This window comes from Pseudomonas sp. MIL9 (assembly GCF_016887925.1).
Taxonomy (GTDB): domain Bacteria; phylum Pseudomonadota; class Gammaproteobacteria; order Pseudomonadales; family Pseudomonadaceae; genus Aquipseudomonas; species Aquipseudomonas mohnii.
Genome location: NZ_JAFEHE010000028.1, coordinates 78,869 through 105,466 on the forward strand (window position 1 = coordinate 78,869; position 26,598 = coordinate 105,466).

Below are 26,598 nucleotides of genomic sequence, written 5' to 3' on the forward strand. Positions count from 1 at the left end.
CTAGGCCGACACCGGTTACCTCTGAGCGCATCCATGGGCGCGAGGCGGTATAAAAAGCCATACTTCTGACTTCGCCGATCAGAACCCTCTGCCGCCAAGGGCTGTGTGATGTATTTGCCAAAACCGAACGACTTTTATGCGCTGATCGAAGCCATGCCGCTGTGCATCATTCTTCACGATGCGCACACCAAGGAGATTCTCTGGGCCAATGCCGCCGCCCTGGCGGCGCTGGGTTTTACCCTGGAGGAACTGACCCCGCTGAAGGCGCCGGACATGACCCGCGATGCACCGAAGTACCGGCGCTCGGTGGGTTTGCGCTGGCTCGAGAGCGCCGCGCGCACCGGGCAGCGCGCCATCGAGTGGTGCTATCGCTCCAAGCAAGGGGTGGAGATTCTGTCCGAGGCGGTGGCGACCCTGGTGCACCTGGAAGATCGCGATGTGCTGATGGTGCAGTTCCGCGACATCTCCAGGGAGGACAAGGTCAAGCGCGATCTCAAGCGCTTCGAAAGCCGGCTCAAGGCCTTTATGCAGGACCTGGCCGAAGGCGTGGCGGTGCTCGGGCCCGAGGGCGACATCCGCTTTCTCAGCGACTCCGCCGCACACTTGCTCAACAGCGACGTGCACAGTTTGCTCGGCGAGAACTTCCTGGCCTGGTGCGACGACCCTTCGCGTCAGCGACTGCTGCAACAACTGGCCAACGTCACGCCGGACCACGCGCCCTTCAGCGTGCACTACCAAGTGCAACGGCGTGACGGCGAATGGCGCTGGCACGATGCGACCTGCCGTTTTATCGAAATCGAAGACGATCTGGTCGGCCACCTGCTGCTGTTCCGCGATGTCACCGAGCAGGTGCAGGCCGAAGAAGCGCGGCGGGTCAGCGAGCAAAAACTCGAGTACCTGGCGCGCTACAACGCCATGGGTGAAATGGCCGTGGCGATTGCCCATGAACTGAGCCAACCGCTGGCCGCCACCCGTAACTTCATCGAAGGCGCGGTGATCCGTCTGGGCAAAGCCGCCGACGCCGATGAAGGGGTCGCCTGGGGGTTGCAGAGCGCAGTGCGGCAGATCGAGCACGCGTCGGTGATCATCAAGAGCGTGCGCGATTACGTGGTCAAGCTGGAGCAGAGCGAAGAGCTGATCGACCTCAACGAACTGCTACGCGAAACCCAGTATTTCATCAGCCTGCGCGCCGACCCGAGCCTGGTACGCGTGGAAGTCGTGACCTCGCCCGAGCCGCTGCGGGTGAGTTGCGAGAAGGTGCTGATCGGTCAGGTGATTCTCAACCTGGCTTTCAATGCGATTGAAGAGATGGCCGATCTGCCGCTGGAGCGGCGTTTGCTGCGCATCCATGCCAGCGCCGACAAGGGCGTGGCGCTGGTGCGCATCGAAGACTGCGGACGCGGGATTCAGGCCCAGGCGCAGGAGAAGCTGTTCGACGGTTTCTTCTCGTCCAAGGTCAGCGGCAACGGCATTGGCCTGGCGCTGTGCAAGAACATCATCGGCCGGCATCGGGGCGATATCTGGGCGCAGAACCAGGCGCCTTGTGGCGCGGTGTTCACCTTCTCCCTTCCCCTCGCCTGACGCACAAACCTCTCAATACCAACACTACCTTGCGGGCCGCTGCGGCGGTCCGACAAGCCCCCTCGCCACAGGGGATCGCATACCCCGGTTTTGTGGCGTGTCCGTGACACTGGCACAGATACACAAACACTTGGCAGGCAGGGCAATTCCCGGGGTTGCCGGGCGAGGCACTATTCAATCGTCAGAATCTGCCCACTCACCCGCGATCCGCGTTACCAACAATTCAGGAAGTTCCCCTTATGCGAACAAACAGGATCTCCGTACAGTCAGCGCTAGGCCTGAGCCTGCTTGTACTCGGTTTGAACAGTGCCCGTGCGGACCTGCCCGCCGACACCATCGGTCAGACCGTGTTGCCGTTCCCCGCTGAAGCACACCGGGCGTTCGTCGTCGATGTCGAGTTCGACAGCTTCGTCGCCGGCCGTGTCACCGTGGTCGACCCGGACCAGAAACGCGTGCTGGGCATGGTGCCGACCGGTTTCGCCGCGCCTTCGACCCTGAGCCATGACGGCAAGCTGATCTACAGCGCCGACATCTGGTACTCCCGTGGCACCCGTGGCACCCGCACTGATGTGCTGACCGCGTGGGACACCTCGACCCTGTCGCCCGCCTGGGAGGTGCTGATTCCGAACAAGCGGGCCGAGTCGCTGACCCAGCGCTACGGCCTGAAGACCAGCGGCGATGACCGTTTTGTCTACGTCTACAACTTCACCCCGTCGACCTCGGTGACCGTGGTCGACACCCAGACCAAGGCCGTCGCCACGGAAATCGCGATTCCGGGTTGCGTGCTCAACTACCCGGTTGGCAAACGCCGTTTCGCCTCGCTGTGCGGCGACGGCAGCCTGCAGGTGGTGACCCTCAACGACCAGGGCCAGGAAACCGCGCGCAACCGCACACCGTTCTTCGACCCCAACGCGGAAAAACTGGTGGAGCGCGCGGTCAACGTCGGCGACACCTACTACTTCACCACCACGACCGGCACCGTGCGCGCAGTGGATTTCTCCGGCGATACACCGAAGCTCCTGCCGAGCTGGTCGCTGGTCACCGATGCCGAGAAGAAGGCCGGTTGGGCGCCGGGCGGCTGGCAGTTGATGGCGGTCGCGCCGAAGCTGAACCGTTTGTACGTGCTGATGCATGACGCTCACGAACCCATGAAGTGGGAAGACCCGAGCACCTTCATCTGGGCCTACGACCTCAAGACCCAGAAGAAGATCGCGACCCTGGAAGCACCGGCACCGGTGTGGAGCATGCAGGCCACCGGCGACGACAAACCGCTGCTGCTGGGCACCGACGTTGAAGGCGGCTTGCAGATTTTCGATCTCAAGACCAACCGACACACCGGCAGCATGGCAAAAGTCGCAAAAACCGCGACTCAGGTCATGAGCTACTAAGAGGTTCGGCCATGCACTCAGATCCGATCTTCATCATTGCCAGCGCACTCGCCATCGCGGTGTTGCTGGCCAGTGCGGCGACCCACAAGGTAGGAGCACCCGCGCGCTTCGCCAGGCAGTTGGCCGACTACCAACTGCTGCCCGACTCGCTGGTGCGCCCGGTCGCCCGGTTGGTCCCGCTGCTGGAACTGGCCATCGCCTTCGCGCTGCTGCTGCCGGTCAGCCGTGGCTGGGCCGCGTTGAGCGCGGCCAGTCTGTTGGCGCTGTATGCCGCAGCCATTGGCATCAACCTGTGGCGCGGACGTCGCGACATCGACTGCGGCTGTGCCGGCCCGGACCAGGCGCAACCGCTGCGTCCGGTCCTGCTGCTGCGCAACAGCGTGCTGGTGGTGCTGGCGCTGCTGGCCAGTGTCGCGCCGATTGCCCGCGACATGACGCTGTTCGATGGCTTTGTAACGGTTGCCGCGGCGGCTGTCGCGTTGCTCATCTACGCCGCAGCCGATGGCTTGCTGGCGAACTCCCCTCTTCTGCTCAAATTGATTGGTAGGTGATCCAATGGAAGGCTTGATTGTTTCCAACGTTCTGCTCTGGGTTCTGCTGGTGGCCGTGGCGTTCGTCGTCATGGGCCTGGTTCGTCAGATTGGCGTGCTGCACGGTCGCCTGGCCCCGGCCGGTGCACTGATGGTCGACAAAGGCGTGGCCGTCAACGAAGCCGCGCCGCAAGTGACCGCCACCGACCGTAAGGGTCGCCCGGTGAACTTCGGCTACGCCGGTGAAAAATCGCAACTGCTGTTCTTCCTCTCGCCGACCTGCCCGATCTGCAAGTCGCTGCTGCCGGCGATCAAATCCATTGCCAGGGAACAGGCCGGTACGCTCGACGTGGTGTTCATCAGCGATGGCGACATGGACGCCCAGCAAGCGCTGATTCGCGAACACAAACTCGAAGACGCGACCTACGTGGTCGGTCCGGAAGTCGGCATGACTTACCAGATCGGCAAGCTGCCCTACGCCGCGCTGATCGACAAGGCCGGCACCCTGCGCGCCAAAGGTCTGGTCAACTCCCGCGAGCACCTGGACAGCCTGTTCGAAGTGGAACACCTGAAGCACGCCACTTTGCAGCAGTACCTCAATGCCCAACCGCATTCCCACGATCACGACCACAGCCACGGCCATAGCCACTGATAAGGCAGGGAGACGTTTATGAAACTGCTGGATCTGTTGTTCGAGCGCTCGACTCGCCGTGTCGCCGACACCACCTCGCGCCGCAAATTGCTGTCGCGCATGGGCTCGCTGATGGTGGCCGGTGCCGCCCTGCCCCTGCTGTTGCCACTGGATCGCACCAGCAAGGCACTGGCCGCCACCGACCCGAAAGCCGGCGACCCCGGTGATCCGAACACCTGCGACTACTGGCGCTACTGCTCCATCGACGGCTTTCTGTGCAGCTGCTGCGGGGGTTCGGTGACCTCCTGCCCACCGGGTACCGAAGCCTCGCAAGTGACCTGGATCGGCACCTGCCGCAACCCGGCCGACGGCAAGGACTACATCATTTCGTACAACGACTGCTGCGGTAAGCAAAGCTGTGCCCAGTGCGCCTGTACCCGTAACGACAGTGAAGAACCGGCCTACCGCCCGTTCAACAACAACGATGTGAACTGGTGCCTGGCCGCCAAATCGCACATCTACCACTGCACCGTTTCGATCATCCGCGGCGTGGCGGTCTGACACGCGCGTGACCGCCGGTTGCCCGGGCAATCGGCGGTTTTTTTCACGATCGTGTTCAAGGCCACGAAAACAAGAGAGGCCCCTCAATGCGCAAGTTGCTACTCCTCGGTCTCATCTGCACCCTGAGCGTCCCGCTCGCTCATGCCCGCGCCATTCCCAACCCGGCGCAACGTCACGCTCCGGGTAACGAAGAACTGCAAAAGCCCATCGCCGAGGCCGGTTACAGCGTTGGCGTCAATTACCAGTTGCAATGCGCCGGCTGCCACCTGGGCAACGGCATGGGATCGGCGGCCAACGACACGCCCCGGATGACGGGGTTTGTCGGTAACTTTCTGAAAGTTCCCGGTGGCCGCGAGTTTCTGGTGCGCGTGCCGGGCATGTCGCAGTCGGCGCTGAACAATGCGCAACTGGCGGACTTGCTCAACTGGTTGATGCGCAAAGACGGCCTGGCCGGCAAAAGCACACCGGAGGATTACCAGCCCTACAGCGCCGAAGAAGTGGCGGCACTGCGCGCCCAGACCATGCTCAACCTCCCCGGCACCCGTGCTGAACTGATCAAGAAAATGCGTGCGCAAGGCATCGCCATTGAAGACGGCATGAACAATTGACGGCAGATGTGAAGTAACCTCAGTTGCCAAATCGGGGGCCATGCCCCCTTCGCCTCCGAACGGCATTCGACCCGCGCCCCCCGGGTACCGAAGAGCCGCCTGTCTGCGCCTCCCCTCCCGCTACGAAGCCACCCGAACCGGCGGCACATGCCGTGCATGGCCATTGAGCAAGCGCGGCCCGTCGACCAGCGGATTCCTTCACAAATGAGTGCTATAAAACTGCGACGATTGCGTGAAGGATTCCAGCGTACTGCTAAAGTGATACCACGCGTTGTCACATTCGGTCCCAGGTCAGCATTCGGGACAGAAGGTGGTATACCACGAGCGGGGGAAGCTTTTGGTGACGCGCACGCAAACGCTCTCGAACGAGGGCAGTTTTGATCTGAGTCGCGTTATCAGTGAGCGCGATGGGGGGCAGCAATGAGGTCTAAATATGATATTTGAGCCTAACACTAGCCGTTCCGTACTTCAGCGAAGAAGCAGCACCAGTATCGTTATTCAGGCCGGTCTCGATGGTCTCGCAGTGACCGGTGTCGCGTGGTATTTGATCAACTATCACATCGGCTTCGTCTCGCAGGCCTATGTCATCATGGTCCTGTTACTGCTTGGGGCGTTGGCCGTCGTATACGACCATTATGCGATTTACCGAAGCAATGTCGGATTCGCCGTCAAAGCCTTCAAGTTGCTCAAGGCATGGACCGCCGCTTTTTGTTTTCTGGTTGCCATGGCCTTTCTAACTAAAACCGGCGAACAATATTCGCGCCTGTTGGTGGCCGAGTTGTTTGTGATTGGCTACTTCGCTCAACTGCTTTTGCACCTTGCCACCCGCGAGTTACAGAAGAAGTTCCTGGCCCACCCCGCGCAACGGGACAACGCGCTCATCATCGGCACGGGCGAGCTGGCCAACTTCCTTCACCAGAAAATCAGTAACAACCCCTGGCTGGGTGAGCGGGTGGTTGGCTCGGTCCTGATCGGGGGAAGCGATGATCAGGGAAAGGATGGATCAAAGAGTGCGCAACGCCTGACGATACTGGGTCATATTTCCGACCTTGATGAGCTGGTCGTGCAACACGCCATTCGCACCGTGTATTTCGTTACGCCCCTGGATGGTTCGCACGTCATCAAGGACGTTTACTTAAAACTGTTCGATAAGCACATTTCCGTGAACTGGGTGCCGGATATCTTTTCGCTGCGCTTGATCAATCACAGTGTGCGTGAAATTGCCGGGATTCCCGTGCTGACGTTGTCTGAAACACCGCTGATGGGGCTGCGGCTGTTTCTGAAGAATCTCGAAGATAAAGTCCTGGCGTTCCTTATCCTGTTATTCGCAGCGCCGGTGCTGTTGTTAGTCGCCATTGCCATCAAGCTCGACAGTCCGGGACCGGTGTTCTTTCGCCAGGAGCGCATGGGCTGGAGCGGCGATTCCTTTCGTATCTGGAAGTTCAGGAGCATGGTTGTCCATCAGCCGGATGAAGGCGTCGTCAAGCAAGCCGAAAAGAACGATCCGCGCAAAACCAGAGTGGGCGCCTTTATTCGAAAAACCAGCCTGGATGAACTTCCACAGTTGTTTAACGTGTTGATGGGCGAGATGTCGCTGGTGGGTCCGCGACCGCACGCTATTGCACACGATGCGCAATACTCGCCCGACATCTCGGACTACTTTGCGCGCCACAACATCAAGCCGGGCATTACCGGTCTGGCTCAGGTGCGTGGGTTTCGGGGAGAGACGAAAGATATCGAGCAGATGATCCGGCGGGTGGATTCGGACATCGAATACATCAACAACTGGTCGCTTTGGCTCGACTTCACCATTCTCGCGCGCACTGTGCTGGCCTTCTCCGGCAAGCATGCCTATTAGCCAGACTTGAAGACCGGGGCGATCTGGAGTTGCGAGGGGTGTGATTGATTGGCGTGGCCAGCTTCGCTGGCCAGCCGCACTATGTGCCTGCCGGAAACAGGTCGAGCGTTCGCTCGACCTCATCGGCGTCGATACTGAAACCATTGCCCTCTTCGGTACCCACCACAAATCCGAAGTTTTGCTGGTCACGGTCCGTCAGGTATTTGAAAAAGCAGAGGAAACGATTAGGTGGCTGCAGCACCAGCAGTGAACCACCCGGCTGCAGTACGTTGACGCCATGGATCAGATGACTGCCCTCGATGCCCACGACGATTCTTGCCCCGGCGCAGGCCGCCACAATGGTCGGTACATCGGATTTCGCCGGATCGATGATGCGAAAACCCCTGCGGTCGCGCAGGCGTTCAGCCAGCTCCAGCTCATTGCGCAGCAAGCGCAGCTCTCCCTTGTCACCGCGCAGAATGAACACCCCGGGGTGAGCGCTGGCGTTTACGTGGGACAGCAACTTGTCGCCCATCGCGCGAAAGCGCCGGTGCTTGTGGCGGTTCTGGCTGAGGTCGTCAAAGATCACCAGTTCACGGAAAAACGCATTGCGTAAACGAACCGGCGTCATCCCCAGCCAGTCTTCATAGCCGGGGGCGTGAAGTATGCCGTGCCTGGAAGTGGAAACGAGTTTGTCAGACGTCGCCGTGGTCACCGGCACGCCTTCTTCGCAGGCCATCGGATAGGTGATGCAGTCGTCCATCAACCATGAGCCAAACCATTTATTCCCGCCGGCGGTGCAATACAGCGCGCCGCGATCGATTTCGTTTTCCACGCGAATCCTGGGCAACCATCCGGAGCGAGGCGACAGCCAGGATTTGGCATTGCCCTTATAGAGCGCACCGTCGATCAACCAGGCATCTTTGAGCAGGTAGCCACGCGTCGGGCCATGTTCAACCTCGCCGATCCCTTCCATGGTGCGGCGGGGATGTTCGAAGGGATAAAAAAGATCCCCAGCCCATCCCGTCACACGCTCGAGCTGGTTGGGAAGGAAAAACGCAGGCGGAGCGATCGCCATCTCACGGGGGGCAATTTCCCATGTCTTGACGGCGACACTTTGCAGCATGAGCGACGGTTTTCGTGTCAGGCGCGTCTTCAACATGTGTTTATACGCAGCAAGACTCCACTTCGCCGGACCACCCTTTGCGACTGCATCTATATCCGACATATGAATTCAACTCTCATGTACTTATACAGAAATAGCGCTTATATCCAACACGTCAAACTGCACTTACTTAGAATCCATTCAGGCGGATATAACGCATTCCATTCGGGGTGGCGACTTCAAATGACTGTAACGACCGCGCAAGGTGTCGAGAAGCGGCGCTTGTGGCGGCCTGGCACAATGGAGGTATATTTTGGACAACCCACCAAAACCCATTTCACGATAACGGCTTGCAATTTCTTCATCACTCGGCCCGTCAGGCAGTCCCAGATGTAGCGTCAACTCTTTGCCTTCGACTGCAAATAGCGGGGTTTCCCAAAGAAATGTCGGCGAGCCCACTTTAGGTAGTCGAACAAACATATAACCGTTGTTACCCAGCGTATTGACATCCCCGCCGCGCCTTCTTTTCCATTCAAGCAGTCCATCGTCCGGACGCGCCAGGCAAATGCCGATATCGTAATAGTCAAAACCGTTTTCAATCGCCCATTCGAGCGCCATGAAGGTGGTAATTGAATTGACCTCACGTAGTTTCTTGGCGTCGGAATACACCGTTTCAGGGTAACCAAACCGGATCGTGCTCCAGTAACGCTTGCCTCCCTTGGTGATGACACACCCCAGATGGCAAGCGACAACGTCGTTCTCCAGCAGCACCAGATCCAGCCGGCCGGCATTTTTGGCCACCCTGCGAACCTCGTGCGTGTCTATCTGCGCCGCCGCCGAGCCATGCCTGGCCTTGGCGTAGGGCTGAAGCATTTGCTGATCCGCACATTCAATCTCATCGTCGTTCAGCGCCTGTTTCATGCGATAGCGCAGGCGATTCTTGCGCAGGTTGCGACGCAGCTCGGTGTTGTAGCGCGCGGTGATTTCATCGAGTGACCTGCTCAGCGGCACAATGGCACTCAGGTACTGGGGCACGCGCAATGCGCCGGGAGTGGGTATTTCACTGACCAAAACCGTCGGGTTTGACGGGTCGGGTTTTAATTGGCTATCCGCGTCTGGAGCGTCCGTCCCCAAGAGCACTTTGGCGAATTCACGCTGGGTTTTCCTGCCGATATAGAGGACGTTGAAGGAACTCTCTTGCCGTAGTTTGAATTTGACAATTTCCCAGCGCCAAAAACATGCCCGACTTAGTATGTCCCGCAGCCACGAAACGGTTCTCCTTAGCTCGAAGCGTAAAGAAGGAGATATTAGCTTGCGTATTTTTGACGCCATATATTCTTTCATTGGCTCACTGGCACAGGTCGAGGGAAGGTCAAATTAGTTTGCAAGTAGCTAGATGAAGACTCGTAACGAGAGTTCGACCACCAGCCCCCCCCTTTCAGGAAATCAAGATATTCGAGGAGATTTTTCTGGCACAGCGTTAATGAAGACACTAACCCCAAATAGTCCGACAAGTCGGGAATACCCTCAGGAGTAAAGATGCTACGCCCGGGTTTTGCAAGGCAGTGATGGCCTCGTTGCCGTGTTTTTGCGCCGGGTGTTTTTACACCGGCCTCCACCCCGGATTGCCCCCACACCTGGCCAATCAGCTGGCCGCCCTCTCTCGGAATACCAGGGTTCGCAGCAGGAACATCGGGTTACCCACCACGTAACGCGTGAACAGTCGCCTGGGTTCGCTGATCAACCTGAACACCCACTCACAACCGAGGCGGCGCATCCACTGGGGGGCCCTGCTGACCTTGCCGCCGAGAAAATCCAGAATCGCCCCGCCGCACACGATCAGGCAGGGCACTCCGCTGGCCGCCAGTCTCGCCGCAACGGCTTCTTGCTTGGGCATGCCCATGCCCAGAACAATCAGTTCTGGTTGAAACTCCCGGGCAAGCTGGACATAGGCCTCCACTTCGGAAAAACCGTGGTGGGCCGAAACAACGTTTACGGCGTACAGCGACTCGCTACGCTGCACAGCGCTGTTCAGATACGTTTGTTCGGTGCCCCAGAACGCCACGCGCCGACCTTTATAGGCCGCCAGTATTTTCGGAATGAAATCCGTACCGTTCATGTTCAGTCCCGGTGCCAGGCCGAGTCTGCGCAAGAGAATGGCCATGCCGGAGCCATCGCGCAACAACACGTCGGCAGCGGACAGCGAAGCGTAATAGTCGGCGTTGGTCGCCACCAGGTTCATCGCGTGGGCGTTGACGAACCCCAGCACTGTCGACCGCTCGGGACGGCACAAGGCATCGATCAGTCCATGTTCATCCTGATCATCATCGACCACCCTGAGCGTGCGGATAATCGTCTGCCATTTGTGCAACCAGGCCAGGGCGCGCATCAGTCGTCATCCCGTTTGGAACGCACCCACTCAACCTGGCGCTTGAGCAAGAAGCCTATGTACAAGGGGATTTTTTTCACTGCGTAGAACGGCGCATACATCAAGGCGGAGAAAGAAATGATCTCGCGACCGAATCGGCTCCAGGCCAGCAGGATGGTCGCTGCCAACAGCAACATCCCGGTCGTGGCGATCAAGGCTGGCGCCAGGATTGCGGCCAGGAGAAAGACCAGCCATGAAAGACCAAATGCCGCCACCAGGGCCAACGTCAACAGGGCCAGCGGCGGGACCAGCAAGTCCAGGGTCATGGCCAGCAGATTTCCGTTTCCCTTGGCCATCGACTCCACCAACAACTTGGGCGTATCACCCAGGATTACCCCCAAGTGGCCATGTTCCCAACGCGTACGCTGAGTCGTCAGGCCCTCTTCGCTGCGCGGAAAATAACTGGTCACCAGCGCATCGGGGCAAAACAGCGGCGGTTTGCCGCTCCGGCAGAAATCCAGGCCCATCTTCAGATCTTCGACAATGTGGCCGCTGGCCAGATCGATCAGCGGCAGATCCCGCCAGGCGAAAGCCATTCCCGTGCCCATCAATTGGCAGGGCAAACCGAGCCGGGCCCAACCTCGCGGGCGCACCCGATTCTTCACGCACCAGGCAAACTCGGCAATTTGCACTTTCAGCCCGGAACCTGCGGGAGCACGCATGAGATTCAGCGATTGTGTGGGTCGGCCCGAGTCGATGCAGCAGGTGGCCAAGCGCTCGACAAAGCCATCGCTGATCTGGCAGTCGGCATCGACAATGATGATGACGTCCGGCGCGACGCTCGCCAGGTGACGGACTCCGAAGTCCAGCGCATACCCCTTGCCCCGTTGCCGGTCATTGCTGCGCTCCACCACTTCGGCGCCCGCCGCCCGTGCCAGCGCGGCGGTGTCGTCGGAGCAGTTGTCCGCCACCACCAGCAGGCGATCCCCTTCCAATAGCTGCGGCCCAATCGTCTTCAAGGTCGCGACGATGACCGAGGATTCATTGTGCGCCGGCACCAACACCGCGACCCGTGGCCGCGAGGATTTCGCCGATGGCAGCGTCCGCGCCGGCAGCCAGGCCAGCAACACTTGGACGAACAGCACGCACACCGGGAGGACGATGAGGATCAACAGTCCGCTGAACAGCCAATTAAACAAGGTGATCATGCTTGCGCCCTGAACAGGTGAGCCAACTTGGTGGCTTCGGTATCGATATCGTGTCGTTCCAGCACCCGTTGATACGCCGCCTCGCCCATGCGTTGCAAGACGTCGGCAGGTTGCGCCAGGCAATCGGCCAGCGCCGCCGCCAGCTCGTCGACGTCGCCAGCGGGAAACAACCAGCCGTTCTCGCCCTGGCGCACCAGCTCGGGAATGCCCGCTACGTAGGTCGTCAGAACGGGCCGACGCAAGGCCATGGCTTCCATGATGACCACCGGCAAACCCTCGGCGAAGCTCGGCAAGACCATGGCCCGCGCCGCCAGTATTTCCGCGCGCACCTGATCGCTGCTGATCCAGCCGGTGATTCGCACCTGGGCCTGCAATCGGTACTGTGCGATCAGCGCTTCGATCTGCTCGCGCATCTCACCATCGCCCGCCAGCACGATCTCGAACGCCACGCCCTGTGCCGCCAGGATGCGGGCGGCCTCAAGCAACAACAATTGGCCCTTCTGCTCACACAAGCGCCCTACGCAGACCAGCCGGGGCGCGGACGGCACGGCCACCGCCGGCACATTGTGAAACGCCTGTTCCAGTCCACAATGCACCACTTTGACCTTTGACCAATGTGCATGATCCACCCAGCGAAACAGCTGGCTGCGTCCATAAGCGCTGATGGCCGCGACAAACGCTGCACGCCGCACTTTCTCGCCCAAATGAATGAACTGCGGTTTGTCGAATTCTTCCGGGCCATGCACGGTAAAACTGTACGCCGGCCCGCCAAGCGCGCTGGCCAGCATCACCACCTCGGTGGAGTTGGTGCCGAAATGCGCGTGCACATGCCTGGCGCCAAACGCCTGCAACCAGGTGAGCAGGCGGCACGCCTCAAGCAGGTAGACCAGATGGTAAGGCCAGGAGCGATCGGCCCGCCGCCCCATGCGCAGCGCTAACCCCAGCGCCGAAAAGAAGCGTCGCGGCTGGGCGCGCAGTACCTGCAGCGCAGGCGCCAACAAGCCTTTGACGCCGTCCTGCAGCACGTAGCGGGTTTTATCGCGTTCAGACACGTCTTCGGCATCCACCAATTCGGCATCCCAGCCCCGCAGGGCCACGCGCTGTACCTCGAAACCCTGGCGCTCCAGGGCCAGGATCTCGCGACGGATGAAGCTATGGCTGACCTTGGGGTATTGATTGATGAAATAAGCGATGCGCATGGGAACCCGGCTCAGTGGTCAGTACGGAGGGTGGTGACGGCAGGTACTTGCGCCGTGGTGCAGGAACCTTGAGCGCGATTCGCTGCATGGCAACCTTTCAGTACCTGATCCACTTGCGCAAAGGTGCTGTCCAGAAGCTCATATCGCCTGCGGTACATGGCCCGTTTTTTTGAGGCTATGGCGTCAAGCGGCTTTCTGGACGGGGCCATGGGTATCTCGAAAAAGTCTTCGCGCTCCGACGGTGTGGCACCATGCTCCAACCATATCGAATCATAATCAGCCAACAGCTCCTGAGCCTTACTGGCGCCAAAATACGGATGACGATGGTGACGGTATCCATCGCCGACGGCATACATTTTCTGGACGCCGATATGGGTCGCGATGTACTTGATGACTTCAATCAAGAAGCTTCTCGGTCGCAGGCCTTCGAAATCCTTGGTCAGGTCCCTGTAGATGCCCAGGGATTTTTCACTCTCGACGCCTTTGTGTATCCCCTGCACCGCGCCGATGAACAGACAAAGCGCACCCTCCACACGACACAAGGTGAAAGCGATCGAGGCGATGCGCAAATCCTCCTGAAACAGGTTCAGCACCAATTCCCCTTCGCGCATGAACCAGATCGGGCGATCCAGAACCAGGGAACAATGGGCAGAAAACGCCGACAGATCGCTCAGTACCAGCCTGTCGTCCCGCCCATAGAGCAATAACTGCGGACAGCTTTTTGTGACCACTTCGTAATGCGAGGCCAATACCCCGAGTCGGTCCCCGGCACTCCAGCTTTTACTGATGTAGGGCCAATGAACCACCCCCAGGCAATCTGCGCCGAGTCGCTTGAAACCCGCCTCGCCCAGAGCACTCGACATGCGCGACAAAAACAACTTCAGTTCGGCCCGGTTCTTCGCCACCTGCACCAGCATCTTGAGTTTGTTTTTCAACGCCCTGGGGGAATACCCGGCATGTAACGAAAACATGCTTTTCAGTGCCAGCCAATCACTCATAGAAGTCTCACTTGTATTCGATCAACGCCGACTTGCCGGCGCCGAATCTGTTCAATAGAAACTTTATTTGCCCGAACATTTCGGGAAATTTCCCTAGTACGAGAAAGAAAGCCAGCAGCCATTTTTTGCCCGTCGATGCTTGACCTCGACGGGCCAGGCGCACGACTTGCAGCGGATAAACCAACAACACCAACAGCCCGAACCATCCCGCCATCAGGCTGACAAGCACCGTCGCCAGCGGGATTCCCAACCCCCAGAACCAGGCACGGCGCGACTCACGCCGCCAATGCTGCTCCGGCGTGGCGCCATGTAAAAAAGCGCCCTCGGCAAAGGCGTAACCACCGCGCAGGGTGCGCCGCCACCATTGGCCGAAGCGAGTCATGGCCGCATCGTGCAAGGTCATTTCTTCAGCCAGACGCCAGACTTTCCAGCCCTTGGCGCGCAGTCGCACACATAATTCCGGCTCTTCACCGGCAATCAGATCCGGACGAAATCCAGACACCGAGGTGAAGGCGTCGGCCCGCATCAGCGCATCGCCACCACACGCCCTGGCCTCGCCTATCGGCGTGTCCCATTCCAGATCACACATGAAGTTATATATCGAATGTTGCGGATAACGTTCACGGCGCCGTCCACAGACCACCGCCACCTGCGGCTGCGTATCCAGAAAGGCCTGCGCCCGGGGCAGCCAGCCAGCGACGACCTCGCAATCACCATCGACGAACTGCACATAACGCACTTGCGGCAATAAACGTTGCACGCAGGCGAATCCTTCGTTGCGCGCACGCGCAGCGGTGAAGGGAATCGCCATGTCCAGCTCAACCACCTCGACGCCGAGCCCGCGCGCCATCTCCACGGAACCATCGGTCGAGCCGGAATCGACATACACAATCTGCTGCGCCATACCGAGCAGCGAAGCCAGGCACCGCTGCAATCGCGGCCCCTCATTGCGACCGATCACAACGACGCCGATGCCGGTGGCCATGGCGTTCAAGAGCATTCCCTGGCGGGTGCGCCCTGCCGGGTCTTGATCGTCGCAGGCACCCCCACTGCAATCGAGTTATCCGGTACATCGATCAGCACCACGGCATTGGCCCCGATCACCACATTGTTGCCAATGCGTATATTGCCCAGCACCTTGGCACCGGTGCCGATGTCGACATTGTTGCCGAACACCGGGGCAATCGGATCGTTGACGTTCTTGAGCCCCACGACCACGCCGTTGCGAATACGGCAGTCATCGCCGAACTGCGCATAACCACTGATCACGATGCCGCCGAAATGGTCGATGACGAAGTTGCGCCCGACCACCACCTCGCACGGCAATTCAATGCCCGTGATGATCTGCACGAATTTGAAGAGCACTTTGTAGATAAAGGAAAATACTTTGCGCAATGGCGCGGGACGCACGCCGTAGCGCCAGCGTCCGAAGCGATAAACCAACATCACCCAGAAACCCTGGGCGGCCCAATCACCCGCATATGCACGCAAGTCCGCACGTATGTTTTCGAACATGGTTTATCTACCGTGTTGGTTGGGTTGCGAGTTTTGTTTCACCCAGCAGCGCCCAGGTCACACGCGCATGCTGCCAGCATGCCCCGATGGCGGCACGGCCGCGTCCCTTCAACAGTGCCTTGAGCGCCAGAATCAGATCGCCCAGGCTGACCAGCAGCATGTGCCCGGCCAGCCCGGACAAACCGTGATGTTTGCGGAAATACAACAGCTCGCTTTCGATTTGCAACTTGGGAATTTGTCGACTGGCCGTGTTGAGCTCGTCGACGGACTTGGCGCTTTCACCACCGATGTGCACCACGGTGGTATGCGGGTAATACACCACTTTCCAGCCCGCCTGCTTGACCCGTTTGCAATGGTCGACCTCTTCGTAATAGAGAAAGTAGCGCGGATCGAACAGGCCAACCTTATCGATGACTTCGCGTCGGATCAGGTAGTAACACCCCGGCACCCAGTCGCATTCACGTACCGAGTCATGGTCCCAGGTCATGTCGTCGACCTTCTTCACGCCAGGGAAAAAACGCTCCAGCCCGGTGCGTGCCAGGAAGACATTCAACGGCGTCGGAAAATAGCGGCAGGAGGGTTGCAAATCACCCTCACGCCCGACCAATCGAACGCCCAGGACCCCGCAATCCGGATGAGCCTCCATGTATTCGAGGGTCTTGCTCAGGGTGTCGGCGGCAACGAAGGCGTCGGTGTTGAGCAACAACGCGTACTTGCCTTGCAGGTGTTCAACGAGTTGATTGTTGGCACGACCAAAACCGACATTCGTATGATTGGCCAGTTGCAATGCCTCTGGACAAACACTGGCCAGACGCTCCAGCGAATTATCCGCAGAGGCATTGTCCACCACCAGATAACGCGTGCGTTGCGTGTCGTTTGACTGACGCAACGCATTAAACATCGGCTGCAACAAAGAGGCTGTGTTGTAGTTAACGACCAATACATCGAGGTCGGCACTAACCATTGGGTTGTTCGCCAAAAAAATACTCTGCGCGCATCGCCTGCAGCTTCGGTTCCAGTTCCGGGTCAAACAAACCGTCCCGATTCTCGATCAGGTCAATCCATGGGTACTCGGCGCAACGCTCTTTGATATTTTTCACCAGCGTTTCCATCGTACAGATAACCCTGGCTGGATTCCCCCCGACCACCATCCCGGGCGGAACGTCTCTCAATACAACAGCGCCGGCGGCCACCACCGAATCAGGACCAATCGTTACGCGCGGCATGACGATGGCACCGTGGCCGATAAAGGAATTGGCACGGATATCGACGCCGCCGACAGAGTCGAGCTTCGTTCCGTCACGCGCGTTGATGACATGGACGATGCCATCGTGGCCGAATATTGTGCAGTCGGATAAACCTACGTTGTCACCGAGTCGAAGCATCGCCGGGTCGGTGATGTTGCACCCCAGGTTGATCCAGGCGCCTTTGCCGACGGAGTGCAGTCCTCCCCATCGCCCCATGTGCTGGGCCCATTCATACCCGTCAGGTTTACAAAACTTTTTATAGAGTGAGGTGCCACGCCCTGTTGTTCTGGCGTAATGAGCAATAGCGCGTTTTAGTAGACCAATCATCCTGTCAGCCTCAAATTCAGCGATATACATCTGTGCCAGGGTTCATACACCCTGATTCTTTATTACCACTACTCTAAGCGTAGCCCCCTCCTAAAAAATCAACTCGGAAAATCAATAAACTCTCCTGTTCCGGAATACCTTCCCACTGCGGGGCCCATTTCCTGGTTGAGATGATCGGCCAGCCTCAGCGCCAGTTGCAGCAGGGGCATCGTCGGGTTGCAGGCACCGCCGGTAGCGAAGACGCTGCTGCCCGCCACGTGAAGATTCTCGACCCCGAACACCTTGCAGTTTTCGTCGACAACGCCAAATTCAGGCGAGGCCGCCATCCGTGTGGTCCCCATATGGTGGGCATGGGGATTGACCTTCAGCGGCAAATCGACGTCATAAACGCACGCATCCAGCTTGACGAAACCCAGCCCCGTGTCGGCAAAACACTTGGCCACTTCGAGCCCTATGGACTTGACGGTATTTCTGTCTACCGGGGTCAGTTCCCAGTGAATGTTAACTTTTTTCACGCCCAACGCATCGCGCTCTTCGAGTAACACGATGCGGCTATTGGGGTTGGGGAATTGCTCGATCAGCGTGCCGAGTACCCCGTCCCCCGGGCAATCGAATTTGGTAATGAACTCGATCTTGCGCGCCGCCCCGATGTCACAGATGAGATTCTCGAAAAAGTCCTTGATCGCCGCCGTTCGCCCATAGGCTTTCACCTCGGATACAAGCGAGGCCGTCACATTGCCCTTTCCCGATTCGTGTTCCTGCACGAAGGCATCCGTCGTGAAGTACTGCCGGGCATCGGTACCCTGCCCGTCCTTCAGAATGAAAGTGCCCATTTCCACGTTCAGATGTTCCATGAAGCATCTGCCGACAAATCCATCCTTCTTTACGATACCGCCAGCGGAAAGGGACTCACTGTTGAGCAGTTGCCTGGCATTTTCGATCGCGCCCGTTGCCAGAATGAAGTGCCTGGCCCTGACTCGCTCATGATGCAACTGGTAGTCCGACACGAGGATCGTCTCGATGCGGCCGGTCTTGCTATCGAACTCCAGGTCGACGCAGTTGCAGTTGATGAAGACATCGAGCCCTTCGGTCTCATTGAGCTCCTTGGCATATTTCTGTGCAAATCGCGTTGGCGGGCTGAGCAGGAATCGGTCAGCTTCGAAGTCTTTGCCATCCAGATTGGCATTGATTGCCTTGAATCCGGAGTTCGGCGGGAGATCGACAATCTCCATGGCCGCCGCCAGATTGCGCTCGATCTCGGAAAACGCGATGGGCCAGCCGGGCAGGTCCACGGGAGGACCCACGGCAAAGTCCGAGCGCTCGAATGGACGGCATCGTCCGGCCCAGTGATTGGAGGTACCGCCCAGAAAGCGCAGGCGTGTTTCCTGTGCGTAGACTTCAAGGCCTGTCGACGGGCACTGGTAGAGATTCTGCGAAACCGGTGAATACTCGTGCCCACCGCCTTCGATAAGCACGACATGCCGCCCATTACCGGCTAAACGCAAGGCCAGCGTAATGCCGGCCGGCCCTGCGCCGATAATGCAGATGTCATAGTGATCGCGGAGTTCTTTCTGCGATTGGTAATCTTTGATCATGATTGTGCTTGCCGAAAATGCTGGGCAGGCAACACCCATCCGTTGATCACAACAAATTCCGATTTGGCGGCGGCAGGCCGGGCAACCGCTTCGGAAAATCCAAAAGCGAGCCCCCCGAGACTCAATAGGGCAAACGCCTGAAGGAAGCCTCTGCGCCCCATCACAGAGGTATTCAAATCAGTTTCTCTCATGATTCAAAGCTCCACGACATCGAGATTGCATTGGAATTTCAACTACATACCAAGGCCACAATTCATTGGCGCCAACCATCGATACCTCAATGGCGACGTCGTGCCACAGCGATGGATTCAACAAGAGAGACAGATCAAATCAAAGCCACTTGGCAAGGCCCGTCAATAGCTCCCCGCACAAAGCCCCCACAGCAAGCATAGGCAACACCACAAGCTCGCGCTTGAGGCTGAACAACCCCAGACGATAGTTCACGTAAAACACCAGGATAAGCGTAGGGAACGTATGCAGGGCGACCCCCCAGATCGCGTACTTGACCCCGCCGATGGCCAGCAGCAAAGGCACCAGCACCCACAACGAGACCACGCGAATAATGTTGTCCATGGCCTGGTATTTGGTGTGCCCCAAGGCAATCCAGATCTGATTCGCCACCAGGTAGCGCATGGTGAAAAAGGAGAGTGAGAGGATCGCCAGCATGTCGCCGGCCTGGGCGTAACGCTCATCGTACAAAACCCTGATGAGCAGTGGGCTGCCGGTCAGGAACAGTCCGCAGAAAAACAGGCAGGCGAGATCGAACATCATCTTCAAGCGGAAGTACAACGCGTGGAGCCGTGCGGTGTCATGGGTTCTTGAAGCCTCACTGAAGGCTGGCAGAGCCACCGCCCCGACTATCCTTTGCAACCCAAGCTGAACGGCTCCCAAAATCAGTACGGCGATAGAGTAAACGCCCAGTTCACTGGCCGTCATGCTGCCACCGAACCAGACACGGTCGCCGTACATGGCCAGCACGCCCACCGCCGATGACAACAGGATCCAGCGACCAAAGCCGACCAACTCATCGAGCGCAGCACGTTCCCACCTTAGACGGTTGGACGGGCCCTCGAACCAGATATGCCCCAGCAACGTGTTGACCAGCGATTGCACCAGACCGGCAATCACCAGCGACCAGATGGACCGGGTGAGGTATCCGACCACCAGCATGACCAACAGCCCGACGACCTGGGAGGCAAACTCGGTGAGTACCACTTTCTTTTGCTGGAAGGCGCGCACTGCCAGGTCGACTTTCGTCGACTGAAAACCAACGATGATTGCCGAGAAACCGGTCACGGCCAACACCAGCGGCAACTCGGGTGCGGCGTAGGTGGAATTGACCGCCCAAAGATTGAGGCTCTGCGCAAACCAGGCGAGGGCTGCGAGCGCAAGCGTTGAAGCGAAGAGGATAAAGCCACGCAGGATTTGCACGGTCCAGATGGTATTGAGAAACACCGGATCGTCGCCACGCGGGCTCTGAATGATGTTCTGGCGCAAGCCGACATCGGACAGTAAATGCAGTACCAGCGAAACGGTGATGGCGATCAGCATGATGCCGAACATCTCCGGCATCAGCAGACGGGCCATTATCAGGTTGCCGCCCAAGCGGAAGACTTGTGATGTGACCAGAGCCCCCAGATTCCAGACCCCAGCAGAGATTGCTCGCCCACGAAGGCGGGATGATGGCGAGAAATCAGCTAGCGACATAACATCAACTCCGGACTCAATGGCACGAAAGGTACTATAGTCGCATTTGGCCATTCCACTAGCCTTCGCTCATCAATCAATAAGTCCAATCGCCCATGCCTGAGCACTTACGAGCGTTAATCGTCATTCTGGTCCTTGCCGGCGTTGTGTTTTTCATGGCGCGCCGGCCGGCAGAAGACCTGATCCCCGACCGACACTTCACGCGTCGGCGCAATCTGTGGTTCGCATTGACGCTACTGGCCTTTTTTGCGCACAGTTTCTGGCTGTACGCCGGCATCGCCGCGATCATTTTGACCGTCGCGCAGAAACGCGAACGTAACCCTGTCGCGCTGTTTTTCATGCTGCTGTTTCTCATGCCGCCATCGGGAGCGGAGATTCCCGGCTTCGGCGTGGTCAACTATTTCTTTGTCCTTAACCATGTTCGCCTGCTGGCGTTTTTTGTGCTGCTGCCAGCTTTTCTGGCGCTGCGCCGGCGACCGGACACCCTTCCTTTCGGGCGCACCTGGCCTGACAAACTGTTGGCCGCCAACATCGTGCTGACAAGCCTGCTTTATTTGCGCGATACGACCGCCACCGACGCATTGCGCCAGACGCTTTATCTGTTCATCGACGTGTTTCTGCCCTACTACGTTGCCAGCCGAGCGCTGAGGACCCTCAGCGACTTCAAGGACGCTCTGTTTGCATTTGTACTCGCCGCCATGGTGATGTCGCTTATTGGCCTCTTCGAATACTCCCGTAACTGGCTGCTCTACAGCGGGCTGAACAACGCCCTGGGCATGCAATGGGATATGTCCACTTACCTGACTCGCGGCGGCTCATTACGCGCCAGCGTCACCACCGGACAGGCCATTGCGCTGGGCTTCGTCATCAGCGTGGCCTGCGGGATGTACCTGTACTTGCAGGAAGATGTACGCAGTCGGCTGCAAAGAGGCCTGGGCGCGCTGTTGCTCGCCGGTGGGCTGTACGCGCCGCTGTCGCGGGGTCCCTGGGTCGGTACCGCCGTCATGATCGTCGTGTTCATCGGCACCGGTCGCAAGGCCGTCAAACGCCTGATGCTGCTGGCGCTCGCCGGAGTTCTAGCCCTTCCGTTGCTGGCCGTCGTACCGGGCGGACAAAAAGTGCTCGATCTGCTTCCTTTCATCGGCACGGTGGAGACCGAGAACATCACGTATCGGCAACAGTTGATCGATAACGCCGTGATCGTTATACAGCGCAACCCCTGGCTGGGCTCATTCGATTACCGCAGCACACCGGAAATGCAGTCCTTGACCCAGGGTCAGGGGATCATCGATATCGTGAACACCTATATCGGCATAGCCCTGTCGGTGGGTTTGATTGGATTGATGCTGTTCGTGTGTTTTTTCGCCGCAGTTCTGCTTGGCATCCGCAAAGGGATGCGCTCGTTCTCCAACAAAGATGAAGAGGCACGCCGACTTGGGCGTGCACTCCTGGCGACACTGGCCGGGATCCTGATCACCATCGTGACCGTCAGCAGTATCACCGTCATCCCCGTGGTGTATTGGTCGATAGCCGGACTGGGCGTGGCCTACGCGCAGATGGCCCGCAGACTCAGGCAGACCTCGACGGCGGTCACGGCGAGTGCCCATCTCCAACTCAGGTAGCCCCATGATCCCATTGCTCCGACGTTCCCGGATACTGCTCGCGTTCCTGCTGTTTTTCGCTATTTGGCCGCTTCGTACCTGGGCGTCGGGCTGGGTCGCCAGTGTGGATGAGCGCAACGGCCTGCCCACGCTGATGCGCGGTGGCAGCCCGGCGGTTACCACGACATTTTCGTTCTTCGGGAGGAGCTGGGACTGGACGTATCTGCAAACCGAATTCAAGACCAACGGACCTTATCGGTACACCCTCGCGGGTAAAAACACCGCGCTGGATTTCGACTTGAATGCGCAGATTCAGAAGCAAGACCCGCAATCGTTGACCTGGAAGTTTGCCCTGGATGCTCGCAGCATGAAGTCGGACTTGTCCGGTGGCGGCATCGTCTTCAACTTCGACCCCTCACTGTTCGCGGGAGAAATGGGCCCGCCCGCTTTGCTGCCCGACAACCGCGGCTGGTCCTGGGGCAATGCGCAGGGGCGACGCATCGAAATGCGTTTCGAGCCCGCGCTGGCAGGCGTGTACTTTGAACCGGGCGATCAATCGGAGGTGCGTGCCTTTTTCTACAAGAACACGATCAAACCTGGCCGCCAGGAGTTCACCGCCACCTTGAGCGTTTCCGGCGATGTGGCGATCGGCCCCACCAGTAGCGAGCGCTTCGGACTGACGGACCCCAAGAGCTGGCCCACTGACAAGCTCGACTGGAAAACCTCGCCGGTCGATCTGTCCTTTCTCAATGCCGAGGAAAAACCTGCCGGCAAGCGCGGATTCGTCAAAGCCTCCGGCGAACAATTGCTATTTGCGGACAACACCCCGGCGCGCTTCTGGGGTACCAACCTGTCGGCCTATACGCTGTTCGCCACGCCAGACGATGCCATCAAGCTGCAGGCCAAACGGCTGTCGGCACTGGGCTTCAATCTCGTACGACTGCACCACCATGACTCGCCGTGGGTGCTCCCGAACATCTTTGGCGACAGCCGGATCACGCGCAGCACCCAGGAACTGAGCCCGCAGTCGCTGAAAAAAATCGACTGGTGGATCAAGTGCCTGAAAGACGAAGGCATTTATGTGTGGCTCGATATGCACGTCCAGCGAGCTCTTTTGGAAAAGGACAACATTTACGGCTTCGATGAATTGCCGAAAGAAGAGCAGAACTTTGCCTATCTCAAGGGCTATGCCTATGTGAATCTCACCATTCAGAAAGCCATGAAGCGCTTTACCGAAGACTACCTGACCCATGTGAACCCCTACACCGGCCTGGCCTACAAAGACGACCCGGCGATCGCCGCCGTACTGATCACCAACGAAAACGACCTCACCCACCACTTTGGCAACGCCCTGTTACCAGACAAGAACGTACCGAAGCACAACAGCGTCTACATGGCGGAGGCCAAAGCCTTTGCCAACCAGCACAATCTCTCCGCAGACCAGACCTGGCGCTCCTGGGAGCCTGGTCCCTCCAAGCTGTTCCTGAACGACCTGGAACGACGTTTCAACGTCGATATGATCGAGCACCTGCGTGGCTTGGGGGTGAAAGTCCCCATCGCCACGACCAGCACCTGGGGCGGCAACAGCCTGAACTCCCTGCCCGCCCTTACCGTCGGCGACGTCATCGACGTCCACAGCTACGGCGGCGCCGGGCAGATAGAAAAAAACCCACTGTACAGCGACGGCATCGTGAACTGGATCGCCGCCGGCCAGGTCGCGGGCAAGCCCTTGACCGTCACCGAGTGGAACAACGAGCCCTTCCCGACGCCAGACCGTCACTCGCTGCCACTCTATATCGCCGGCACCGCCAGCCACCAAGGCTGGGATGCACTGATGCAATATGCCTACAGCCAGGAGCCACTGGGCGGCGAAGGGATGAGCGCCAGCAACTGGCACGCCTATAACGACCCCGCAATGCTGGCCACCCTGCCTGCCGCCGCCTTGCTGTATCGCCGTGCAGACGTTCACGAAGCAACGACGACCTATGTCTTTGCGCCGACGCCAGGCACCCTGTTCAACCAGATGATCACACCGGCCAACTCTGCTCTACTGCGCACCGCCATGGAGAAAGGCAAGCTGGAAATCGCGATGCCGCCGACACCGGAATTGCCCTGGTTGCAACAGAGCGTTATCCCGAGCAATGCGCAGGTGTTTCATGACCCCGGGCAGTCGCTGCTGGACGCCAATGCCAACGAATCCACGACCGACACGGGTGAACTCAAGCGCAACTGGAAACAAGGTGTCTACACCATCAATACGCCGCGCACCCAGGCCGCTACCGGCTGGATCGGCGGCGAGTCGATCAGCCTGGGCAACATTCAGGTTCAAGTGAAGACCCTCAACGCCAGCGTGGTGGTGCAGAGTCTGGATGAAGCACCTTTGGGCCGGTCGCAGAATTTGATGATATCCCTGGGCACTCGGGCCATCCCCCAAGACAACGACAAAACACCGTTTTACGTTGAGCCCCTCGAGGGCACGCTGACCCTCCAGGCGCCGCAGGGTTTGACACTGTTCACTCAAGGCATCATGGGGCAAATGAAGAAGCTGCCCGCGACCTATGCCGATGGGCACTACAAGATCAACTTCGACGGCTTGCAGGCGTCGAACTGGTTGTTTTTGAGAAAGGGCGACGCGAAGTCAAACCCTGTCGAGACAGCCGCATCCCCCTCCTCCACCCGCCAATAATCGGCCAGTCAACCTGATTGAACAAAGCCTTGCGGCGTTGTTCAATCAGGACTGTTCAAAGGCGGTCAAAGTCAAACGATGGTACATAGCCTGCGCCGAGCAGATGTGGACATTGAGACGGCATGAACTCATCACTTAACAAGTCTTCCGAGCCTTTATACTTATCCGTGAAAACACCCGTGATATTTAAAAGCGTATGTGGAAAGGAAGATATGCTGATCTTCTGACTCTCCCTGTCCTTCAGTTTTGAAAGCGTCAGGGATTGCTGACTTGAAAGATTGGGCGATGCCCAGATAAATGCCGACACCGAGAGATCATGTTTATTACCAATCCCATGCCCCAATAACCCTTGACTGTCATCCATCATATTCTCACCATGATCCGACGCATAAAACAGGACAGCAGCTTTCCCGCTTGACTCCAACGCACCAATAAACGCATTCAAGAGCCAGTCCGTGTACAGGATAGTATTGTCATACTCGGCGGTAATTTTATCCTTCATGCTGTTTGTTGCAGGCTTGAACTGATCAAAGCTTGCCGGGTATCGACGTGAATACTCGAAATGGCTCCCCTTGATATGAATAAATATGGCTTTCTTTTCCGTGTCTTTTTTCTGCAGTATTTTTTCATACTCCGAAATCAATGCGCCGTCGTAACTCCTCTAAAAATATTGACGGTATTGAGCTTCTGCAGCGATGTTCGGAATGATTCCGCCAAAACTATCCACTTCCTGTACAGACAACCAATACGTCATGTACCCGGCTGCACGATAGATACCCACCAATGATTTTGTCGACGCAATAGTGTCCCAATCCGATATCGGATCAAGGCTCAGCATTGAAGGAACCGCGTACGAAGTATAGGGAGCCGTGGTACACATTTTTTTGAATTTGAAAATCCCCGTCTGTTTGTCGAGATAGGGGGTCGTTTGTTTGTCATAGCCATAGAGCGACCAGCTGTGTGGCCGTGATGACTCGCCAATCACGAACACAACGGTGTCGATATTCGATTGATCCGACAGGCGGGTGATGTTCACTTCATGTTCTCGACGTCGCTGGATAAATGTCCCCGAGTTCGAATACAAGTCTGCAGTCAGCCCCAATTGCGACAAATAACCTATGGGTATGCTTTGATCTTTTGCCAGGAGATCCATGACCGCAGATTTCCCGAAAGAATTCATCTTGACGGTTTTATAAAAATACGCCCCATACCCCAGCAGCAAGGCGCTAAAGACCAAAAGAAAAATACCGTTTTTCCTGTACAACGTGCGCTTGTACAGCCCTGCCAATCCCACCCCGTAAAACACTATGAAAATCAGCAGAGCGATACTGATGGACCGCCAATAAGTCGGCAGAAAATCGCTCGCCTCCTTGTAATTGGTCAAGCCAACGAACACGTAAGCCGCTGTCAATCTCGAGTTGAAATTCAACACCAGAAAAAGATCAACCGTCGCGACCAGATAGAACGGCAACAGAATGACGTGGACCCTGAATTGATTGGACGAAACAAACCGAATAGCCAACAGCCATAACACCGACATGGCAATCGTGTAGAAAACCAGCAAGTCAATTTTCGAATATCGATAACTCGTGATTAGTTTAATGGTCAGCGGCGACAGCAAAAAGGCCCACAGCACCAGATTCGGCCATTCGGCCATTCGGCCTTTAACACCTTTAATGAGCATTCGGCAATTTTTGGGTTTTTTTTCATTTTATAATTATTCTCGTGAAATACTCACTTGCCGCCCCAAGGGAGATGTAATCAACGCCCTCGGATCCCATGCCCCGCAGCAATCGCTCGCCTGCCCAGGCTGGGCGATTGCAAGAGATCAATCAACAACTCAACAACAGGTGCGTACTCAATGACACAAAACGTACTATAGTCGCCTTTAGCCATTTCCATTCGC

At 58.0% G+C, this 26,598-nt stretch carries 22 protein-coding genes and 1 pseudogene; 9 read left to right on the forward strand and 14 right to left on the reverse strand.

What is annotated here, in order from left to right; translation table 11 throughout:
- Window positions 1-108: 108 nt before the first annotated feature.
- The 7 genes from JQF37_RS26205 (at window position 109) to JQF37_RS26235 (ending at window position 7,157) form a co-directional block, all read left to right on the forward strand.
- Entirely contained in the window at window positions 109-1,581 is a 1,473-nt protein-coding gene (locus JQF37_RS26205) for an ATP-binding protein (RefSeq protein ID WP_130208838.1), read from the forward strand.
- 239 nt (window positions 1,582-1,820) lie between these two features.
- A complete protein-coding gene (locus JQF37_RS26210) occupies window positions 1,821-2,969 on the forward strand; it encodes an amine dehydrogenase large subunit (protein ID WP_130208840.1) in 1,149 nt (382 codons plus the stop codon).
- An 11-nt stretch (window positions 2,970-2,980) separates the two neighbouring features.
- Window positions 2,981-3,520 (forward strand): MauE/DoxX family redox-associated membrane protein, encoded by a 540-nt coding sequence (locus tag JQF37_RS26215; RefSeq protein WP_130208842.1) that lies wholly within the window; start codon window positions 2,981-2,983, stop codon window positions 3,518-3,520.
- 4 nt (window positions 3,521-3,524) lie between these two features.
- On the forward strand, window positions 3,525-4,151 hold the full coding sequence (mauD, locus tag JQF37_RS26220; protein ID WP_130208844.1) for a methylamine dehydrogenase accessory protein MauD: 627 nt from the start codon (window positions 3,525-3,527) through the stop codon (window positions 4,149-4,151).
- Window positions 4,152-4,169: 18 nt separating this feature from the next.
- Entirely contained in the window at window positions 4,170-4,691 is a 522-nt protein-coding gene (locus JQF37_RS26225; protein WP_130208846.1) for a methylamine dehydrogenase light chain, read from the forward strand.
- An 86-nt stretch (window positions 4,692-4,777) separates the two neighbouring features.
- On the forward strand, window positions 4,778-5,299 hold the full coding sequence (locus JQF37_RS26230) for a cytochrome C (protein WP_130208848.1): 522 nt from the start codon (window positions 4,778-4,780) through the stop codon (window positions 5,297-5,299).
- A 433-nt stretch (window positions 5,300-5,732) separates the two neighbouring features.
- A complete protein-coding gene (locus tag JQF37_RS26235; RefSeq protein ID WP_130208850.1) occupies window positions 5,733-7,157 on the forward strand; it encodes an undecaprenyl-phosphate glucose phosphotransferase in 1,425 nt (474 codons plus the stop codon).
- Between the two features lie 79 nt (window positions 7,158-7,236).
- Here JQF37_RS26235 and JQF37_RS26240 read toward each other — a convergent pair whose 3' ends face one another.
- The 13 genes from JQF37_RS26240 to JQF37_RS26300 all read right to left on the reverse strand — a co-directional run bounded on the left by JQF37_RS26240 (window position 7,237) and on the right by JQF37_RS26300 (window position 20,405).
- Window positions 7,237-8,364 (reverse strand): glycosyltransferase 61 family protein, encoded by a 1,128-nt coding sequence (locus tag JQF37_RS26240; RefSeq protein ID WP_130208852.1) that lies wholly within the window; start codon window positions 8,362-8,364, stop codon window positions 7,237-7,239.
- 78 nt (window positions 8,365-8,442) lie between these two features.
- Window positions 8,443-9,585: a hypothetical protein gene (locus JQF37_RS26245; protein ID WP_130208854.1), complete on the reverse strand. Its 1,143-nt coding sequence runs from the start codon at window positions 9,583-9,585 to the stop codon at window positions 8,443-8,445.
- 301 nt (window positions 9,586-9,886) lie between these two features.
- Window positions 9,887-10,630: a WecB/TagA/CpsF family glycosyltransferase gene (locus tag JQF37_RS26250; protein WP_130208856.1), complete on the reverse strand. Its 744-nt coding sequence runs from the start codon at window positions 10,628-10,630 to the stop codon at window positions 9,887-9,889.
- The gene (locus JQF37_RS26255) at window positions 10,630-11,817 is read right to left on the reverse strand and encodes a glycosyltransferase family 2 protein (RefSeq protein ID WP_130208858.1); all 1,188 of its coding nucleotides are present in this window, start codon (window positions 11,815-11,817) and stop codon (window positions 10,630-10,632) included. The genes JQF37_RS26250 and JQF37_RS26255 overlap by 1 nt, the downstream gene beginning before the upstream one ends.
- Window positions 11,814-13,016 (reverse strand): glycosyltransferase, encoded by a 1,203-nt coding sequence (locus tag JQF37_RS26260; RefSeq protein ID WP_130208860.1) that lies wholly within the window; start codon window positions 13,014-13,016, stop codon window positions 11,814-11,816. The genes JQF37_RS26255 and JQF37_RS26260 overlap by 4 nt, the downstream gene beginning before the upstream one ends.
- Window positions 13,017-13,027: 11 nt before the next feature.
- On the reverse strand, window positions 13,028-14,014 hold the full coding sequence (locus JQF37_RS26265) for a VirK/YbjX family protein (RefSeq protein ID WP_130208862.1): 987 nt from the start codon (window positions 14,012-14,014) through the stop codon (window positions 13,028-13,030).
- A 7-nt stretch (window positions 14,015-14,021) separates the two neighbouring features.
- Window positions 14,022-14,999: a glycosyltransferase gene (locus JQF37_RS26270; RefSeq protein WP_130208926.1), complete on the reverse strand. Its 978-nt coding sequence runs from the start codon at window positions 14,997-14,999 to the stop codon at window positions 14,022-14,024.
- A gap of 5 nt (window positions 15,000-15,004) precedes the next feature.
- A complete protein-coding gene (locus JQF37_RS26275) occupies window positions 15,005-15,529 on the reverse strand; it encodes a serine acetyltransferase (protein ID WP_103405020.1) in 525 nt (174 codons plus the stop codon).
- Window positions 15,530-15,536: 7 nt separating this feature from the next.
- The gene (locus JQF37_RS26280) at window positions 15,537-16,493 is read right to left on the reverse strand and encodes a glycosyltransferase family 2 protein (protein ID WP_047530430.1); all 957 of its coding nucleotides are present in this window, start codon (window positions 16,491-16,493) and stop codon (window positions 15,537-15,539) included.
- The gene (locus JQF37_RS26285; protein WP_130208928.1) at window positions 16,486-17,103 is read right to left on the reverse strand and encodes an acyltransferase; all 618 of its coding nucleotides are present in this window, start codon (window positions 17,101-17,103) and stop codon (window positions 16,486-16,488) included. Before JQF37_RS26285 ends, JQF37_RS26280 begins: the two co-directional genes overlap by 8 nt.
- A gap of 98 nt (window positions 17,104-17,201) precedes the next feature.
- Window positions 17,202-18,698 carry a GMC family oxidoreductase gene (locus JQF37_RS26290; protein WP_130208864.1) on the reverse strand — a complete coding sequence of 499 codons (1,497 nt, stop codon included), beginning with the start codon at window positions 18,696-18,698 and terminating at the stop codon, window positions 17,202-17,204.
- Window positions 18,695-18,889, reverse strand: coding sequence for a hypothetical protein (locus JQF37_RS26295; RefSeq protein ID WP_130208866.1), 195 nt, complete (start codon window positions 18,887-18,889; stop codon window positions 18,695-18,697). Before JQF37_RS26295 ends, JQF37_RS26290 begins: the two co-directional genes overlap by 4 nt.
- A 139-nt stretch (window positions 18,890-19,028) precedes the next feature.
- Entirely contained in the window at window positions 19,029-20,405 is a 1,377-nt protein-coding gene (locus JQF37_RS26300; protein WP_130208930.1) for an oligosaccharide flippase family protein, read from the reverse strand.
- A 95-nt stretch (window positions 20,406-20,500) separates the two neighbouring features.
- Between JQF37_RS26300 and JQF37_RS26305 the strand changes: the two genes are divergently transcribed.
- The gene (locus tag JQF37_RS26305; RefSeq protein ID WP_130208868.1) at window positions 20,501-22,027 is read left to right on the forward strand and encodes an O-antigen ligase family protein; all 1,527 of its coding nucleotides are present in this window, start codon (window positions 20,501-20,503) and stop codon (window positions 22,025-22,027) included.
- A 4-nt stretch (window positions 22,028-22,031) separates the two neighbouring features.
- Complete coding sequence (locus tag JQF37_RS26310) at window positions 22,032-24,692, forward strand: glycosyl hydrolase family 5 (RefSeq protein WP_130208870.1); 2,661 nt, start codon at window positions 22,032-22,034, stop codon at window positions 24,690-24,692.
- 55 nt (window positions 24,693-24,747) lie between these two features.
- Here JQF37_RS26310 and JQF37_RS26315 read toward each other — a convergent pair.
- Window positions 24,748-26,376 (reverse strand): annotated as a pseudogene (locus JQF37_RS26315) (phosphoethanolamine transferase).
- Between the last annotated feature and the right edge of the window lie 222 nt (window positions 26,377-26,598).